The 19,009-nt window shown below is 45.0% G+C and carries 15 protein-coding genes; 6 read left to right on the forward strand and 9 right to left on the reverse strand.

Translation table 11 applies throughout. The features are described from left to right. The 5 genes from QZX97_RS13375 to QZX97_RS13395 form a co-directional block, all read right to left on the reverse strand. The coding region (locus QZX97_RS13375) for a basic secretory protein-like protein (protein ID WP_295664715.1) at positions 1 to 1,374 on the reverse strand (1,374 nt) is incomplete at its 3' end. A gap of 63 nt (positions 1,375 to 1,437) precedes the next feature. After that, entirely contained in the window at positions 1,438 to 3,765 is a 2,328-nt protein-coding gene (locus QZX97_RS13380; RefSeq protein WP_295664716.1) for a transglycosylase domain-containing protein, read from the reverse strand. 146 nt (positions 3,766 to 3,911) lie between these two features. Then, positions 3,912 to 6,965, reverse strand: a complete 3,054-nt coding sequence (locus QZX97_RS13385) for a GH92 family glycosyl hydrolase (RefSeq protein WP_295655696.1) — start codon at positions 6,963 to 6,965, stop codon at positions 3,912 to 3,914. A 77-nt stretch (positions 6,966 to 7,042) separates the two neighbouring features. Continuing rightward, a complete protein-coding gene (locus tag QZX97_RS13390; RefSeq protein WP_295655697.1) occupies positions 7,043 to 7,822 on the reverse strand; it encodes an amidohydrolase in 780 nt (259 codons plus the stop codon). A 41-nt stretch (positions 7,823 to 7,863) separates the two neighbouring features. Then, positions 7,864 to 9,009 carry a methionine aminotransferase gene (locus tag QZX97_RS13395; protein ID WP_295655698.1) on the reverse strand — a complete coding sequence of 382 codons (1,146 nt, stop codon included), beginning with the start codon at positions 9,007 to 9,009 and terminating at the stop codon, positions 7,864 to 7,866. A gap of 521 nt (positions 9,010 to 9,530) precedes the next feature. On the opposite strand from QZX97_RS13395, the gene QZX97_RS13400 reads away from it, so the two are divergent. From QZX97_RS13400 to QZX97_RS13410, 3 genes are read left to right on the forward strand one after another with little or no spacing between them, the layout of a single operon-like run. After that, on the forward strand, positions 9,531 to 10,499 hold the full coding sequence (locus QZX97_RS13400) for an ABC transporter substrate-binding protein (protein WP_295655699.1): 969 nt from the start codon (positions 9,531 to 9,533) through the stop codon (positions 10,497 to 10,499). Continuing rightward, positions 10,500 to 11,366: an ABC transporter permease gene (locus QZX97_RS13405; RefSeq protein WP_295664717.1), complete on the forward strand. Its 867-nt coding sequence runs from the start codon at positions 10,500 to 10,502 to the stop codon at positions 11,364 to 11,366. Continuing rightward, positions 11,363 to 12,112 carry an ATP-binding cassette domain-containing protein gene (locus QZX97_RS13410; protein WP_295655701.1) on the forward strand — a complete coding sequence of 250 codons (750 nt, stop codon included), beginning with the start codon at positions 11,363 to 11,365 and terminating at the stop codon, positions 12,110 to 12,112. Before QZX97_RS13405 ends, QZX97_RS13410 begins: the two co-directional genes overlap by 4 nt. Here the strand turns inward: QZX97_RS13410 and QZX97_RS13415 are convergent. Then, positions 12,109 to 14,004 (reverse strand): OmpA family protein, encoded by a 1,896-nt coding sequence (locus QZX97_RS13415; protein ID WP_295664718.1) that lies wholly within the window; start codon positions 14,002 to 14,004, stop codon positions 12,109 to 12,111. The genes QZX97_RS13410 and QZX97_RS13415 overlap by 4 nt on opposite strands. A 40-nt stretch (positions 14,005 to 14,044) precedes the next feature. Then, positions 14,045 to 14,668 carry a 7-carboxy-7-deazaguanine synthase QueE gene (locus tag QZX97_RS13420; protein WP_295655703.1) on the reverse strand — a complete coding sequence of 208 codons (624 nt, stop codon included), beginning with the start codon at positions 14,666 to 14,668 and terminating at the stop codon, positions 14,045 to 14,047. 171 nt (positions 14,669 to 14,839) lie between these two features. Between QZX97_RS13420 and QZX97_RS13425 the strand changes: the two genes are divergently transcribed. Together QZX97_RS13425 and QZX97_RS13430 are read left to right on the forward strand one after the other, a co-directional pair. Continuing rightward, positions 14,840 to 15,604, forward strand: coding sequence for a hypothetical protein (locus QZX97_RS13425; RefSeq protein WP_295655704.1), 765 nt, complete (start codon positions 14,840 to 14,842; stop codon positions 15,602 to 15,604). 6 nt (positions 15,605 to 15,610) lie between these two features. Beyond that, positions 15,611 to 15,934 (forward strand): Rieske 2Fe-2S domain-containing protein, encoded by a 324-nt coding sequence (locus QZX97_RS13430; RefSeq protein WP_295655705.1) that lies wholly within the window; start codon positions 15,611 to 15,613, stop codon positions 15,932 to 15,934. On the opposite strand, the gene QZX97_RS13435 is transcribed toward QZX97_RS13430, so the two are convergent. Continuing rightward, positions 15,931 to 16,809, reverse strand: a complete 879-nt coding sequence (locus QZX97_RS13435; RefSeq protein WP_295655706.1) for a tetrahydrofolate dehydrogenase/cyclohydrolase catalytic domain-containing protein — start codon at positions 16,807 to 16,809, stop codon at positions 15,931 to 15,933. The genes QZX97_RS13430 and QZX97_RS13435 overlap by 4 nt on opposite strands. Before the next feature lie 69 nt (positions 16,810 to 16,878). Next, entirely contained in the window at positions 16,879 to 18,666 is a 1,788-nt protein-coding gene (gene lepA, locus QZX97_RS13440) for a translation elongation factor 4 (RefSeq protein ID WP_295655707.1), read from the reverse strand. Positions 18,667 to 18,823: 157 nt separating this feature from the next. Here lepA and QZX97_RS13445 point away from each other — a divergent pair. Continuing rightward, positions 18,824 to 19,009 (forward strand): hypothetical protein (locus QZX97_RS13445; protein ID WP_295664719.1); only part of this gene is annotated, 186 nt, incomplete at its 3' end.

Below are 19,009 nucleotides of genomic sequence, written 5' to 3' on the forward strand. Positions count from 1 at the left end.
GCCATCGTGCGAGAAGCTTGGCTGATAGTCGGAATAGATATCGTTGGTCAACTGCGTAAGTTCTCTATCCTCTAAATTGTAGTTGTATAAGTCGCTTTGACCCTCGGACATGCCCGAGAAAACGATATTCTTTCCGTTTGGCGACCATGTTACGTAGCTAAACTGCTCGGCCTTCTCCATGGATATTTCGTGGAGTATTTTACCGTTCGAAACATCGACAATGACCAATTTGTTGCGGCCACCGCTAAACACGCTAAACGCGAATTGCTTACTATCGGGCGACCAGGCACCGGCCGATTCGATGAAGTTAAACTCGTCGATATGGGTATTGGATATCTTGCTCGTTAGCTTTTTTAATATTTTGCCGGTCTTGGCATCGGCAAGGTATAAATCGATAGAAAAAAGATCTTTCTCGGATAAAAACGCCACATATTGCCCATCCGGACTGATAGCAGGCGCTACGTTCATTTGGCCCGAGTTTTTATAATCGATGATCTTTTGGCCGGGCGGGATCTGTGCCGTATCCTTCAAATAGGGTTTATATGCCTTTTGAATGGCATTTTTCCACAGGCTCGACAAAGTTTTTTCGTCATAACCAAAGGTGCGGCGTATACCATAATCGAGCCCGTAACGGGCAGTATTTTTAAAGAAAGGCACAATAATCGTATCGCCATAAGTAGAGCCAATAAACGACCAAAACGCTTCGCCATAGCGATAGGGGAAATACTTATTACTCTCTGTAAGGTCTCTTATGGTTGGTATATTTTTATTGAGATAGGCATCTCGCATCCACATGGCCGTGTAAGCGTCTTTTTTGCCCAGGCTTAAGTATTCTGCCATACCTTCTATCATCCAAAGGGGCAAGTTGCCAATTTCGGAAAACTGGGTTTGGTCGCCATCCAACAGCGAATGATATTGAAAGGCGTGCACCATTTCGTGCCCGATAACGTGGCGAGTGGTTTGGTTAGTTTCCATAAAGGGCATTACGATACGGTTTTTTAAACCTTCGGTAACACCGCCTGTGCCCACACTAATCTCACCGTCGATGGCGGTGGTTTGTTGAAAATCGGGGTGATCGGCATAAATAATAATTGGATTGGGCCTTTTAAAGGTATCGCGGAATACCTGCTGGTGTAGGGTGTACCACAATTCGCTTTCCTGCGCAAATCGTTTGATGAGGCTATCGTTTTGGATGTAGTAATATATTTCGAAATGGGGGGTACGGTAAACCTTAAAATCGAGGTTTTTATAACGCACTTTATTTTGTCCAAATTCCTGGGCCAGTGCCTCATGGGGATTTAATAAACCGATTATCGTAAATAAAACAATCAGTGCTGAAAGGGCTATTCGCGATGATTTGTACCGTTTATTCATAAAAGGATCGATTTTATTTTGTGTTTAAATGTGTTTGGTGTAATAAACGTAAAAGTTACAAAATTATTTGTTAGGCGCCTGCTTTTCCTTGGGTATATTTTGGTTGGATGGAGGTGCCAGCGGTTTAGCTAAAGACGAGTCGATATTTAAACTGTCGACACTTAATGAATCGGTTTTGATATTTGGAGAAGGGCAATCGTATGACTTGGTGATTTTTACCCATGGTTTTGGAAAAGGCCCCCTGGTATAACCGGAGTTAGGATCGGCATATACCCTTTGCATAAAACTACCGAAAATAGGCAGCGCTGTATGCGACCCTTCGCCGGTTTCGGATGAGGTAAAATGTACGCTGCGGTCGTCGGCGCCAACCCAAATGCCGGTAACCAAATCTTTGGTAATACCCATGTACCAGCCATCCACATAGCCCGATGATGTACCTGTTTTGCCCCCAATTTGGTTATTGCCACTCTTCCAAAGGCCATCATATTCCCATAGCGCCTGCGAGGTGCCCCCCGGTTCTTCCATACCACCCCTAAACATATACAACATCAACCATGCTGTTTCTTCGCTCAAAACCTTTTCGGTTTTTAGAGTGAACTCCTGTAATACATTGCCGTCACCGTCGGTAATTTTTGTTACCAACAATGGGTCGATTTTATTGCCACGGTTTAGGAATGTGCTATAAGCACGCACCATCTCATAAACGGAAACATCATTGGTACCTAAAGACACCGATGGTACGGATTTGAGCGGACTTTCGATACCGCATTTATGCGCATATTCAACAATTTTGTCCCAGCCAACTTTTTCAGTTAGTTGCGCGGTGATTGAGTTTACCGATTTGCCCATTGCCCAACGCAAGGACATTTCGCGACCCGAGAAATTAAAATCGGCATTTTTGGGTTCCCAAACCTGATCCTTACCTTCATCTTTGAATTTTATCGATACCGGCTTATCGGTAAATTTATCGCATGGGCTAAAACCGTTATCCAGTGCGGTTACATAGGCAAAAGGCTTGAATGTTGAGCCTGCCTGGCGTTTAGATTGGTTAACGTGATCGTAATTAAAGTATTTATGGTCGATACCGCCCACCCAAACTTTGATTTTACCGGTGGTAGGTTCTATTGTCATCATGCCGGTATTGAGTATGCGGGCATAATAAGCGATGGAATCGAGTGTTGAAAGGGTAGTGTCCCGGTCGCCATTCCAGCTAAAAATGGTCATCTTCTTTTTTACGCTCAATGCCAGCCTGATGGAATCGGTTTTACCGTGATATTTTTTGGCGAGTGTTTTATAAACGGCTAACTTTTGCGCGGTTTTGAAGGCGTAATCGGGTATTTCAACACCGTTTTGGTCGCGCCAAGGGTTCTTTTTGCCCCACAGGTTATCAAAACGCTTTTGCAGCATCTTCATTTTTTCGGCAACGGCTTCTTCGGCATACTCTTGTAAATGCGAGTCGATGGTAGTGTATATCTTCAAGCCGTCTTCGTATAAATTATAATTGTTATCCGCACACCATTTAGCCAGCCATTTTTCGACCGCGCGACGGATGTAGGAATCGCCTTGCGAGTCATCTTCCACATAACTCAAATCAAGGTCGAGCTGTTTATTGCTGTAGGTGTTCAAGTCGGCCGTATTCAAATAGCCGTACTTATTCATCTGTTTTAGCACCGTATTACGCCTATCGACCGCCTTATCGGGATGATTAATAGGGTTGTAGGTAGATGTGGCTTTCAGCATACCGATAAGCGTAGCAGCTTCGGCAGGGTTTACCGCATCGGGGTTTTTATTGAAATATTTTTTGGTGGCTGTTTTGATGCCGAAAGAATTGTTGCCAAAAGGAACGGTGTTGAGGTATAGTGTCAGGATTTCCTGCTTACTGTAAACATGTTCAATTTTAAACGCCGTTAACCATTCCTTGCATTTAAACACCAATGTTTTTAAGACCGGGATATGTTTTATTAGCCCTTGCGATTTGCGCTTACGCGTTTCGAAGAGGTTTTTTGCCAATTGCTGTGTGATGGTACTGCCGCCACGCCTGTCGCCTTTGGCGGTTGATAGCATACTGGTAAAAAATGAGTAAAAATCGACACCGTTATGTTGATAGAAACGGGCATCTTCGGTGGCAACCAACGCGTTGATGAGGCTTGGCGAAATTTCTTTAAACTCAACAGGGGAGCGGTTTTCGCGGAAATAGCGGCCGAGCAGCTTGCCATCGGCAGAATAAACTTCGGAAGAAAGCGACAAGCTGGGGTTTTTGATGTCCTGCATATCGGGCGAGTAGCCGAACAGCCATAAAAAGTTAAGTTCGATGGCGCAGAAAAAGACAATCAGAAAATAAACGGATATAAGGGTGTAACGTAAGAACTTATTTTTTATTCGTTTAAACATTGGCAAAGATGTGAATTAAGGGTATCTGCATATTAACCCAACAAATATCAGCGATATTGGTTTTAAGGGCTAATTTACATCATAATTGCACAAAGCTATTTTTTAGCTTCGATAAAGCGATAAAAATATCAAAAAAGGCGTGTAAATTATTCGATAGTTATCTCATCGGCAAAAATATAGCTTTGCTGGCCTTTGCTTTCGTGCCAATCGGGCAGGGCGCCGTATTGTTGGGCAATAAGCTTGATGTACCGGGTATTCAAATTAATATCGGCTGTAAAGGTTTGTTTTTGTACCGCAAGTTCTTTGATATCCACTTTGGTATTCACAACTGCGGCGGGTTTAAAGCTTTTGCCATCATCCGAAACGAGGTATTGAACATTTTGAGGGAATACAATCCATGCCCCGGTATCCTGCAGGGTTTCTATGCTTACTTTTTTGACCATTTTGGAAGCGCCAAAATCGAGCACTACTTCCAAATTACGGCCATGAAAGCCCTGCCAGTTGCCCAAACGCCAGTCGGTGGTGCCGTATAGGCCGTCTATCAAGGCATTATCGCCGCCTGCTGAATATATGGGCAGGTATTTGCTTATCGCACCTATCCTGACATCTGTACGCATTTTACTCAGCTTGCCTTGTACCACAAAACTTTGCTGCCCGTTTTTGATGGCGATACATTTAACCATCGTAGTTGCCGAAATAGTGAGGGGCTTGGTGTATAAAGTTGCGTTTGTTGTCGGCAGGGTGCCATCCAATGTGTAATAGATTTTTGCGTCCGGGTCGGCACAGCCAAATGACAAGGTGGTTTGGTCCTTAAAGACAGATGCGGGGTAAATGAGGTAGGGATTGGGTACGATGAGATTATCGGTTATGGCGGAATTTGATTTTTCGAGGTCGGCCATGAATAATTTATTGGGCAGGCGACCGGCAAATACATCCCATGTACCGCCGTTGGCAATATCGTTATAGGTTAGGTATAACTTGTTATAGGGATTGTTGTTGAGGTTCATGCCTTGCAGGTAATAGCTGCTTGATGAGGTGCCCGAACTGTTGATGGTGAATTTTTTACCGTTTTCGAGGTTGATGGTAGTTTTATCGAAAGCGGGCAGGCCAATCTGGAAATCGGGCGTACCAGGCGCTATGGCATAAAAACCCAGGGCACTGATGACGTACCATCCCGACATTTGTCCGCAATCTTCATTGCCTGCCAAACCATCAGGTTGGGCACGGTATTGCTCGCTCATGATTTTATTGACGTAGAACTGTGTTTTGTACGGGTTATCGGTAAAGTTATACAGGTAGGCAACATGGTGGTCGGGCTCGTTGCCGTGGGCGTATTGGCCAACCAAACCGGCAACATCGGGCAGCTTAATGCCGGTAAGGGTATCGGTAGTGGTAAACAATTGGTCGAGTTTACTTTCGAATTTATCCTTGCCGCCCATAAAGCTGACCAGGGTTTGCGCATCATAGGGTACTAAAAAAGCGTATTGCCAGGCGTTGCCTTCGGTGTATTTGTTGTTTACATCGGTAGGTAAAAAGGGGGAGAGCCAGCCTCCGTTTACCCGGCCGCGCATAAAACCGGTTTCGTCGTCGTACACGTTCTTCCAATATTGGGCACGTTTGGTAAACTCGACGTAATCGGCTGACTTGTTCATCATTTTGGCCATTTGGGCAATGCAGGCATCGTCTACGGAATACTCCAGTGTTTTTGATACTGACTCACTCTCGTCATCGGCCAGTACAGCGCCATTACGGCGGTAAGAATCGAGGCCATATTGATTACGGTTAACAGCGGCTTTCATGGCTGTCAATGCTTTTTCGGTATCAAAACCGTGGATGCCTTTAGCGTATGCATCTACTATGACGGGGATAGAGTGATTGCCTATCATACAAAAGGTTTCGCTGGAAGCCAGAGGCCATATCGGTAGCAAACCTCCCTGATCGTACATGGCCAAAAAGGTTTTGATAAAATCGAGCGTGCGTTTTTTCTCGATGATGGTGAGCAGGGGGTTTTCGGCACGGTAAGTGTCCCAAAGTGAGAAAACGGTGTAGTAGTCAAATCCTTCGGCCTTGTGTATCTTATTATCCAGCCCACGGTATTGCCCGTCGATATCGCTATAGATGTTTGGCGCTAACATACTGTGATATAATGCGGTATAAAATATGGTTTGTTTTATTTTGGCATAATCGACAGGGGGTACCACCGGTCCGCGAACGTGGCCGGCCTCTTGATAATGATAGGGATTGCCGTTGCCATTAATACCATTGGCAGATTGGTTGGGCACTGTCTGTTGTGCCGATGGTGCACCGCCTTCCACATCAATTTTGGCCAATTGGTTTATCCAAGCGGTTTTAGCTGCCCGTTGTACTTTTTTAAAGTCAAAATCGGGCACTTCGGTATCCAGGTTGTTCAAGGCCCCATCGGTACTTACCGATGATATGCCCACTTTTGATATCACTTCGCCGGGGTTGTCAAATTGCAGGTACATTTTTACGTTTTTGCCCTCAACCTTGTTTTTGCCTTCCTGTAGCGCGTTGTTAAGTGCTATGCCGTAGGTTTTAAATGGTTTTGAGAATTTGGCGTAGAAATACACATACTGGTTATCGGCCCAACTGCGCGAACGGCGAAAACCGCGTATCTCGTGGTCGTTCACTACTTCGATGGACGATTCCAATACCCTGTCGCGGTGTTGCAGGTCGATGATGATATTGCTTTGCCTGGCGCCGCCGGGGAAGGTGTACTTATGTACGCCGACGCGGGTAGTGGCGGTCAGTTCCACATCGATACCGTATTTATCCAAATGGGTATGGTAATAGCCGGGCGTGGCGCTTTCGTTCTTCTTTTTAAATGGCGAAGCGTATTCGGTATTCAAAAATTTAGGCTCGCCGGTGGTGGGCATAAACAATACGTCGCAGTAATCGCCAATGCCGGTACCGCTCAGGTGGGTATGCGAAAAACCATAAACCACAGTATCGGTATAGTGGTAGCCCGAGCAGCCGTCCCAACCCGTTAAACGGGTATCGGGGCTTAACTGCACCATCCCGAAAGGAAGTACCGCACCGGGATAACAATGCCCATGCCCGCCGGTACCTATAAAAGGATCGACCAGGGGGGTATGGTCTTTCACCTTTTGTGCCGATGCGGAAAAGGCGGTAACGGCGATAATTAATATAATCAGTTTAAAATGAAACAAGTATTTCATGGCTTTAAGCACAAGGTTTTAATACGTGAATATGGCTGTTAAAAATTAATTTAACAAGAGGCCATTGGGGTTAGTTTTTATATATGCAGATCAAAATCGTCCGCATCCTTTAAAAAAGGCAAAGCACGGCGTATTTTGTGCAGTTCTTCGGCATTGATGCTGAAGGTGTATACATCTTCTTCATCACGTTTATAATAGATGACATTGCCGTTCGGGTCGATGCAATTGGAATCGCCGGAGTGGTAAACCTCGTTGCCATCGTGACCCACACGGTTAACCGCGATAACGTAACACTGGTTTTCGATGGCGCGGGCGGGTATGAGGGTGCGCCAGTGCAGGGCGCGCTTTTCGGGCCAATTGGCCACTACCAATAACAGGTCGTAAGCCTCGTTTTTATTGCGCAGCCATACGGGGAAACGCAGGTCGTAACAAATAACCGGACAAATTTTCCAACCCTTCAGTTCAACTATCAGGCGTTTGGTACCTGCCGTATAGGTTTCATGTTCTTTACCCAGCGCAAACAGGTGGCGTTTATCATAAGTCTCAAAAGTACCATCGGGGCGCATCCATATCAGGCGGTTATAATATTTGCCTTTTTCGCTAATGATTAAACTACCCGTAACCACGCATTCATATTGTTCGGCTATTTCTTTCATCCATTGCATGGTCTTGCCTTTCACGGGCTCTGCCAATGTATCGGCGTTCATGGTAAAGCCCGTATTGAACATTTCGGGCAGGATGATAAGGTCTGTTTTTTCGCGGATGGACGATAAGTGCAGTTTGATGTTCTGTAAATTTTTGTCAATGTTTTCCCAAAACAGATATCCCTGGAAAACAGTTACTTTTAAATTATCCATCAGCTCGTTTTTATTATAGGTATTAAGCCACTTGTACGTGTTTACACTTTTATTAGTTTATGAACGGCTTTATCCAATGTTTCTTGCTTTTTTGCAAAACAAAAGCGCAATACATGGTAATCTGTACCCCGCGAATAAAAAGCAGAAGTGGGTATGGATGCCACGCCGAACTCTTTCGTAATGCGCAAAGCCATGTCGGTATCTTTTTCATCGCTTATCTTGTTATACTTCACCGATTGGAAATATGAACCGGAACAAGGCAACAACTCAAATCGCGTTTGCTCCATGGCCGAGCGGAAATAATCGCGCTTTTGCTGGAAAAATTCAGATAAGCCCAAATAACAACTTTCATCTTTCAGGTATTCGGCAATGGCATACTGCATTGGCGCGTTTACACTGAATACCAAAAACTGGTGTACTTTTCTAAATTCCTGCATTAGCGCGGCCGGGGCAAGGCAATAGCCCACCTTCCAGCCCGTTGTATGAAACAGTTTGCCGAAAGACGCGCAAATAAAACTGCGTTTGCGCAACTCTTCATATCGGGCCATGCTATGATGGGTTTGTCCGTCGTATATTAAATGCTCGTACACCTCATCGCTTAAAATCATAATATCCTGGTTCTTTACGATGGCCGACAACTCATCGATATCGCTTTGATGCAGGATAGTTGCTGTGGGATTATGCGGCGAGTTTAAAATAATGAGCCTGGTTTTACTGGTGATGAGCCGCTTTACCATTTCCCAATTGATGCGGTAATCGGGCGGTTCCAACTCCAACGATTTTACAACGCCGCCCATCACCTTGATAGCAGGGGCATAGCTGTCGTAGGCAGGTTCGAATACGATAACCTCATCATTTGGCTGTACGGTACAACATATGGCCGTAAAAATGGCCTGTGTGCCGCCGGCGGTTATGGTAATCTCGGTTTCGGGGTCGTAAACGGCATTGTATAGCTTTTCGGTTTTGGCACTTAAGCGTTGGCGTAAAGCCATCAGGCCCGCCATAGGCGCATATTGGTTATGACCGGCTTTCATGGCCTTGTTTACCATGGCTATCAAAGCGGGGTCGCAATTATAATCGGGGAAGCCCTGCGAAAGGTTGATGGCGCCGACTTCGGCAGCCAATGCCGACATGACCGTGAATATGCTTGTGCCTGTTTGTGGAAGTTTAGAGCTGATTTGTATCATTAACACAAAAATAACGAAAAAGCTTGTCTTTTGTTTATGACCGTGAGAGATGGGTTGTTGATTTGTTTATTTCCGGGTTTTTTTGTATATTGTAGCGTATGAGCAGAATCAAAATAATTATTTTTGAGACACCCTTTGGCTGTGATTGAATACGGAAGATGTAAAATGGAAAATGTGTTTTTTTGGATACCCATAAATACCCATGGACTGTGATGCACGTTATCGGGTTCGGGTGGCTATGGGTGAAGGGTCAAGCGTATGTAAAGTTCTGTCGCAATACCCATAAATACCCATATCTTTTACAGGGCGATTGGTATGCGCAGGTGGGAAGAGAATTACAAATTTGATAAAGGTGATAAAGATTTTTGTCTGAAAATACCCCTGTCTGCCGACAGGCAGGCATAAATACCCCTATTTTTGGGGTTAACTTAAAGGATTATTGAAATTATCGAAAAAAAGAAAATGAAGAATTGCAGTTGAGCGGAACTTGCATTTTTAACACTATTACATAAATTAGCTGCATGAAGTTGAAAGCTTTACCCTTTTTATTTTTAACTATTGTACTGTTTGCATCATGCCACAACGCCGCAAAAAATAACGTGCCTGTTGTGGGTTTTGTGGATGCTTTTGAGGATGCGACCATTGCACAGGCCCGTACTGGTTTTACCGATGCCCTGCAAAAAAACGGCTATATCGACAAACAAAATATAAAAATAGAATACCGTAATGCGCAGGGTGATATCCCGACACTGACACAAATTGTCAATTATTTTATTGGCGAAAAGGTGGACCTGCTTGCTACCTGTACAACTTTGTCGACGATAACAGCCGCTCAAAAAACAAAAACCATCCCTATATTTAAAATGGTGGCACCTACTGCCAAACTGATGAAGCTGGATGATGTGAATGGTAACGGTCCTGCCAATGTTTTTGGTGTCGAAGAAGACCTAAACTATATAGACACTTCGTTTTCCATCATCCCTAAAATGGTAAAACCTAAGAGTGGCAAGTTGGTGATCGGCATGATATATAACCAATCGGAGCCTCAATCGGTTGATGCCATGAACCGGATAAAAGGGCTGGCAAATAAATTGGATGTAACATTGATTGCCCAACCTCTGAACTCATCGGCGGATGCGGAATTGGTGACAAAATCGTTGTTGAACAACCATATCGATGCTTTTTTTGCAAATCCGGACAATTCGGTATTTGCATCTTTCGAAACCATATTGAAAAATTGCAATGCGAGCAATGTACCTATTTTTACCAGCGAAGCAGGTTTGGTGCAACGCGGTGCAGTGGCGGCTTATGGCGCGGATATTTACCAATGGGGCTACCAGGCGGGGGAGCAGGCCGCACAATATTTAAAAACCCACACTACCGACGGATTAAAGCCCGAGATGGTGAAAGTGCGCAAAAGGGTGTACAACCCGGTTTCGGCCAAAAAGTACTACATTACAGTTCCTTCATCATTTGAAGCAGTTAAATAGATGGATTTTTTACTGACCGCAATAATTCAGGGCTTATGCTTTTCGGGCATAGCGTTGGGTATCTACATTTCGATGAAGATATTCAACATACCCGATATCACTACCGATGGGAGTTATACGCTTGGTGGGGCGGTTACCGCTATAATGTTTACCCATAGCCTGCCGTTTTATACTATTTTACCGATGGTTATTGCCTCTGGCGCTTTGGCGGGCGCATTAACAGGCTTTATACATACCAAGCTAAAGGTTAACGCCTTGTTATCGGGCATATTGGTGATGACTTCGCTTTACTCTGTCAATTTAACTGTGATGGGGCGTTCGAACTTGCCGCTAAGGGATTATACGACGGTTTTTACATGGTGGAAACTATTGGGCGATGTGAATCAAAACTCGTTGTTGATGCTTGTTGTATTTGTTGGATTGATGACGCTGACGATTGGTTATTTGCTCAAAACCGACTTTGGCATCGCTATGCGTGCGACGGGCAACAGCGAATCGATGGTAAGGGCCATGGGGGTAAATACCGATAGGATGAAGATTATCGGTTTGGCCATTGCCAATGCCTTAACGGCGACGAGTGGCTATTTGATTACCCAGTTTCAGGGGTTTGCCGATATCAATATGGGGATTGGCGTGGTTATTATAGGCTTGGGTTCGGTTATTATTGGGGAAACACTGATTAACTGGCTGGGTATTTTATCCGTTTGGAAAAGCCTCGCGGTGGTGTTGTTTGGCGCGGTTTTGTTCCAGTTAGTATTGGCATTGACCTTGAGTTTGGGTGTTGATGCCAACCTGCTGAAAATAGTTACCGCGGTGTTTGTGTTGTTGATTGTAGGCTTACCCCGTTTATTCACAAAGGAATCATGATTGAGTTAATAAACATCAGCAAAACCTTCAATCGCGGCAAACCTAACGAGGTTAACGCGCTGCATAGTATCGACCTTTATGTAGAGATAGGGGAGTTTTTAGTGATAGTGGGCTCGAATGGTTCAGGGAAGTCAACTTTACTGAATGTGATTTCGGGCAATATCAAACCAAGCAGCGGAACCATAGCGCTCGACGGGAGGGATGTAACCGACCGGACCGATTACCAGCGCAGCCGCTATATAGCAAGGGTTTTCCAAAACCCATTGAGTGGTACGGCGCCCGATTTGAGCATTTTGGATAATTTCCGCCTCGCATCGTTACGTACGCACGGAAAAGGGCTGACCATTGGCATTAATGAGGGTTTTAAATACGAGGTAATGGAAAAACTGTCCTTGTTGGAAATGGGGCTGGAGCATAAAATAAATCAACCGATGGGTACCTTATCGGGCGGGCAAAGGCAGGCCGTTACCTTGCTGATGGGCGTGATGGCCAATTGCAAAATATTGTTGTTGGACGAGCCTACAGCGGCTTTAGACCCGCGCTCGGCAGATATTGTAATGAAAATGGCCGATAAATTGACCCACGATTTTAACCTGACCACGGTGCTGATTACCCACAACCTGAAAGATGCGCATACGTATGGGAATCGCATTATCCAGATGGCGGAAGGCAGGATAATAAACGATGTGAACGAAGCTAACAAAGCAAAGCTTGCGCCAACAGACCTGTTTGGCTGGTTTGTTTAGTTTGATATGATTTTGAACTCGGTGCGGCGGTTTTGCCTGCGGCCGTCTTCGGTGGTGTTGGAAGCGATGGGCTGAGTTTTGCCATAGCCTTTATAGGTGAGCCTCGCTGCCGGTACACCTTTGGTTAGAAGATACTGGTAGACTTCTTTCGCGCGGTTTTGCGAAAGGGTTTGATTTAAGGCATCGTTACCCATATTATCAGTATGGCCAGATATTTCGATGGTTACCGCAGGATTGTCAGCTAAGAAGAGGATGAGTTTTTGCATCTCGATTTTCGATTCCGGTTTGATATCGAACTTATTGGTATCGAAAAATATGTTCTTTAAGACCACTTTGTTACCTGCCTCTATCATTTGCAAAGGCACCTCTATCTGGAATTGTTTTTTGGAGCTGTCGCCAACCAGAGAAAAGTTTTCGGAATAAAACATGTAGCCATGTTTTGAAACATTGAGAAGATAGTTTTTTCCGGTAATCAGGGTAGCCAAAAAACGCCCGTTTTGCTCAATTGTATTGTTGTAAACGGTTCTGTTGTTGCCCAGGTCCACAATCTCGACCGTTGCAGAAATGGGGTCTTTGGTTTTGCTATCCTTTACGGTTCCTTTAACATAGGTTACCACCTTGGGGCGCAGCGGAACGGGCATTTCGAAGGTGTAAATATCGAAACCACCATAACCCTTCAGGTTGTTCGACGAAAAAAAGGCATAGTTCCCGGTGGCGTTTAGGGTTAGGCCATTGTCGTCGGCACTGGTATTGATTGGGTAGCCCATATTGGTAGGTTTTTGCCATTTGCCATCCTGGTCGCGGCGGCTCACAAATATATCCATATTGCCAAAGCCGGGCCAGCCATTAGATGAAAAGTAGAGCGTATTGTCATCCGGATGGATAAAGGGTGATTGCTCATCGTAAGGGGTGTTGATAGTTGGGCCAAGATTTTCAGGTTCGCTCCATCCCTTGTCCGTTAGGGTCGATTTCCAGATATCGTAACCACCGTAACCACCTTTACGGTTGCTCGAAAAGTAAAGCGTATTCCCATCCGCACTGATAGACGGCTGCGATTCCCAGGCCCGGGTGTTGATGGGAGAGTTCAGATTAATCGGCGATCCCCAACTATCACCTTGTTTTTGGGCCACGTAAATATCGCAGCTGCCCAAGCCGCTGGGCCTGTCGCAACAGGTAAAAAACAGGTATTCGCCATCCTGGGTTATGGATTGTGCCCCTTCGTTATATTGCGGCGAGTTGATTTGGTCGCTCAGGTAAACGGAGGGCGTCCACTTGCCTTTAACTTTGGTACTATGGTAAAAATCTTCGTTCCCGTTAATTTTACGGGTGAATATCAGTTCGCTTTCGTCAGCTGTTACAACCGGGAAGTACTCATCGTTTGGCCCGTTAATTTCGGGCCCAAGGTTCATCGGTTTAAATGGAACCGGGTGTTTCATCCCATCGATACTGAATTGGCAATTGGCAACCAACAGCTCGGCCAGTTGCTTTTTTTGAGGGGTAATGCCCGGATAGGTTAAGTATTTCTGCAAATGGATAAGCGCGTTTGGGTAGTCGGCAATATCAACCTCTTCGTCGCCGAGGTTAAGATAAATGGCCCGGTTAAATTCGGCATCCACCGCTATCACCTTCAGGTAATGCTCGACAGAAGGTTTGTATTGCATTTTAAGCCGGAGCAGGTCGGCTAATTGGTTTTGGGCTTCTAAAAATTTAGGGTCGGTTTGTACGGCGCTGGTTAAAAACCCAATAGCTTCATCGTAACGTTCAGCATCCATACTTTGCCGGGCTTTTTTGTACAGTTTTAAAGCGGCGGCGTTGGTGCTGGTATATTGCCTTTCTTGAGCCGATAAGAATAACGGTAAACAAATCAAGACAATAGATATCAGGCGTTTCATTGAGCTATATTACGTACAAATGCACCGGTTTAGTACAAGTTTACGGAATATTAAGGTATTTATGGGTTTGAAGCGATATTTCCCATTGAGGGTTGGCCATTACATAATCCACGATTAAGGGGGTCATTTCTTTTGAGCGCGACCATTCGGGTTGCAGGTACAATTTACATTCGGGCGAAACCAAAGCGGCATATTGTTCGGCCCATTCAAAATCCGATTTATTGAATACAATCACTTTTAGTTCATCGGCTAAAGCTGCAACACCGGGAGCGGGCGCCTTAAACTTTTTTGGCGAGAGGCATATCCAATCCCATTTCCCAGAGAGGGGATATGCACCTGAGGTTTCGATAAAGGTTTTGAAGCCTTTTTGTTGTAATTGGGCGGTGAGGTAATCCAGGTTGTATATCAATGGCTCACCACCGGTAACTACAATGGCCTTTGATGGGTATTGTGAGGCGTGTTCAACAATGGTGTCCGAAGACGTCAGGGGATGTATAGATGCGTCCCAACTTTCTTTTACATCGCACCAATGGCAACCCACATCGCATCCGCCCAAGCGTATAAAATAGGCAGCTTTGCCGGTATTAAAGCCTTCGCCTTGTATTGTATAAAACTCTTCCATTAATGGAAGTAATGTGCCGTCGTCGGGTACCTGGTTCGCCATAATTAAAGCGCAAAAATACGCAAAATAATTGGCCTGTTTTTGCTTGGGCTATTTTATGGTGTTTATCTGAAGATGTACAGCAGGTGTTTTTACCAAAATAAAACCGTGATTTAACGGAGAAAAGCCAACAAAAATTGAGTTAAATTTGTTAGGTCGACAATAAGGCTTTGCATGAAGAAACTTTACCTTGTTTTATTCTTATCCGCATTGGTTTGCTTTTCCTCGTGTGTAGACACGGAAGAGCGTTACGACTTTTACGCGGATGGCTCATGTAACGTAACCTACAATTTTGATATGAGCAAGGCCGTGTCGGTTTTAGTAAACCTTTTACCCGATTCGGTAAAAGAAAGTCCCGCTTTTAGTATGGTGAAGGATACGACAGTGAATTTTTATACGATGTTGCCTGACAGTGTACATCAAAAAATGGATACCACTCAAATAAATTTGGCTAAAAGCAGCGATTTGATCGTCCGGATGAATTTAAAGCAGAATATCATGAAGGCAAGTATACGGCACTCTGCCAATAATGCCGACGACTTGTTTTATTATCTCAAAAATGTATCGAAAATAACATCCAACGACCAGTTGAATGCCCTTTTGCCCGACAAAAAAACTACCAAGGAAGTGAATGCCAATGAGCTGATGCTTTTGCAGGATTACTTCAAATATGAAATTGGTCCGCATAAATTCTATCGTTCAATTGACAGAGGTAAGTTCGACAAATACATCAAAAAGAACGAAGCGATGTTTAACCTCTCGAAAGCAATGCTAATCGACATGCCTTACAAAATAACGATGAACTTCCCGGAGCCAATAAAAAACATCGACAATAAAAAGGCCGTATTATCTGCCGACCAGCGTTCGGTAACCATCGAGACCAATATTGAAGATGCATTTAAAAATCCGGATGTGATGAATTTTAAAATTGATTTTTAGTTTTAAATGAAGTGGTATAAGGTTTTAAATACCAGTGATTTAAAGTATCCGTTTATAACAAAAGTTAAAGCCGGAAGCAAGAATATTTGCCTTGTTGGTGTTGATGGCGAGACACACGCTTTAGCCACCAAATGCCCTCATGCCGGGGCCGATATCAGCCAGGGTTGGTGCAAGGATGGTAAGTTGATATGCCCGTTCCACCGGTATAGTTATGATATCAAAACTGGCAGGGGCAGTCCCGGACAAGGTGATTACATACAAACATACCCCGTCGAAATTCGTGGGGATGGGGTATATGTTGGGCTCAAATCCTGGTGGGATTGGAGTTAATATACGTCGCCGTTCGCCGAAGCCAGTGTATTCTTCAATAACCCAATAATCGTCATCAAACCCACGCCGCCCGGCACAGGTGTTATCCACGATGCTTTTGGCGCTACGCCTTCAAAGTCAACATCACCATATAGTTTATAGCCCGACTTGGTTAGCGTTGAGATTTCGCGGTTCATGCCGACATCGATGACCACTACGCCGTCTTTAACCATATCTGCCGTAATAAAGTTCTTTTTGCCGATGGCAACAATAAGGATATCCGCATCCAGCGTGAACTTTTTGATATCGGGCGTGCGACTGTGGCAAATGGTTACCGTGCAGTTACCTGGTGTGGTGTTTCTGGCCATCAGGATACTCATGGGCGAACCAACGATATTACTACGGCCAACTACTACGCAATGCTTGCCTGATGTCTCGATATTGTATTCCTTCAGCATCAGGGTGATACCATAAGGCGTTGCAGGGATAAACGAAGGTAAATTACGCTGCATACGGCCCAAGTTAATAGGGTGGAAGCCATCCACGTCTTTACGGTAGTCGATATGCTCGGTTACTTTTTCGGGGTCGATGTGTTTTGGTAAGGGTAGTTGTACGATAATGCCATCGATATCCTCATCAGCGTTCAATTCAGCTACTTTGGCAAGCAATTCGGGTTCGGTAACATCACTTTCGTATCGTACCAGTGATGATTTAAAACCGACCGCCTCGCAATTCTTCATCTTGCTGGCCACATAGGTCTCGCTGCCACCGTCATGGCCCACTAAAACGGCTACCAAGTGCGGTTTACGGCCGCTTTTAGCGAGATAAGCCGCAGCCTGTTCAGCTATTTCGCCTTTTAATTTTTCTGATACGTATTTTCCGTCGAGTAATTGCATTGAGTATTGAGATTTGCGTAATGCGTATTGCGATGCCTTATCTCAATACGCAATACGCTGTACGCATATCTAATCTAATTTCAGCACCGCCATAAATGCGCTTTGCGGTATCTCTACGTTACCTACCTGGCGCATGCGTTTCTTGCCTTTTTTTTGCTTTTCCAGCAGTTTACGCTTACGCGAGATATCGCCACCATAACATTTGGCGGTAACGTCTTTACGCATGGCTTTCACCGTTTCGCGGGCGATAATCTTGGCACCTATAGATGCCTGTATAATGATCTCGAATTGCTGGCGCGGGATCAGTTCCTTCAGCTTTTCGCATATCTTTTTACCAAAATCGTAGCTATTGCTGCGGTGTATCAACGATGACAGGGCGTCAACAGGCTCAGCATTCAAACGGATATCCAAACGTACCAGATCGCTCTGGCGATAACCAATCTGCGTATAATCGAACGAGGCGTAACCTTTGGATATGGTTTTCAGCCTGTCGTAAAAGTCGAATACGATCTCGCCCATCGGCATTTCGAATACCAGTTCAACCCGATCTGACGTGAGGTACGACTGGTTGACGATAAAACCACGTTTATTGATACACAACGACATGATAGGCCCAACAAACTCCGATTTGGTGATGATATTGGCCTTGATGTAAGGCTCTTCAACATATTGCAGCTTACTTGGGTCGGGCAGGTCGGACGGGTTATGCACTTCCAGTTCTTCGCCTTTGGTGGTAAAGGCCAGGTACGATACGTTGGGCACGGTGGTGATCACCGTCATATCAAACTCGCGCTCCAAACGCTCCTGTATGATTTCCATGTGCAGCATCCCCAGAAACCCGCAACGAAAACCAAAACCCAATGCCGCCGATGATTCGGGCTCAAACACCAAAGAAGCATCGTTCAACTGCAACTTGGCCATCGCCTCACGCAACTCTTCATATTCATCGGTATCAACCGGGTAAATACCTGCAAATACCATTGGTTTAACTTCTTCAAAGCCTTGTATACCTGTTAAGCAGGGGTTTGCAATGGTGGTGATGGTATCGCCAACCTTAACTTCACGCGCTTCTTTAATGCCTGATATGATATAACCCACATCACCGGTCTTGATCACATCTTTCGGCAATTGGTTCAGTTTCAACGTGCCTACCTCATCGGCAATGTATTGCTTTTCGGTAGCGAAGAACTTTACCCTGTCGCCCTTGCGTATCTCGCCGTTCACCACTTTAAAATAAGCGATGATACCACGGAAGGAGTTAAATACCGAGTCGAATATCAAAGCCTGCAGCGGTGCGTTCGGGTCGCCTACAGGAGCGGGGATACGATGAACAATTGCTTCCAGTATCTCGTGCACCCCCAAGCCTGTTTTGCCCGATGCGGCCAGTATCTCTTCGCGTTTGCAGCCGATCAGGTCCACTATCTGGTCTTTCACCTCCTCGGGCATCGCGCCGGGCAGGTCCATTTTGTTGAGTACCGGAATAATTTCCAGGTCGTTTTCCAATGCCAAATACAAATTCGATATGGTTTGTGCCTGTATACCCTGCGACGCGTCGACAATCAGCAAAGCGCCCTCGCAGGCGGCTATCGATCGCGATACCTCGTACGAGAAATCAACGTGGCCTGGCGTGTCGATCAGGTTCAATACGTATTTCTGACCGTTCAGCGTATAATCCATTTGGATGGCGTGGCTCTTTATGGTGATGCCGCGTTCGCGCTCCAGGTCCATATCGTCGAGCAGCTGCGCCTGACTTTCGCGCTGGGTAATGGTATGGGTATATTCGAGCAACCTGTCGGCCAATGTACTCTTGCCGTGGTCGATATGCGCTATTATGCAAAAATTACGGATGTGCTTCATTCAACCGCAAAAATAGGGTTTTTAGAGGATAAATTTGTAAGTGATTTTGATGATTTAGCGAAATGGGTTTTAAACGTAACATATGGGTATTTATGGGTATTGTTTTTTATTTCGAATTTCGGAAGTTCAATTTTGGATTTTAACCCTATGGGTAAATATGGGTGTTTCACCAACACATTGTTGCAATGCACAGCCTGTCCCAGCACTTCGGGCAAGCAATCTCTGCTCTATAGATAACAATGCGATAGGTACCAATGAACCAATGACTAATGAACCGGTGAACCAAAATACATGGGTAATTATGGGTGTTTTTAAAAAGTCTTTTCTCTCGCACACCATTTAC

Origin of the sequence: uncultured Mucilaginibacter sp., assembly GCF_903893715.1 — a bacterium.
Classification (GTDB): domain Bacteria; phylum Bacteroidota; class Bacteroidia; order Sphingobacteriales; family Sphingobacteriaceae; genus Mucilaginibacter.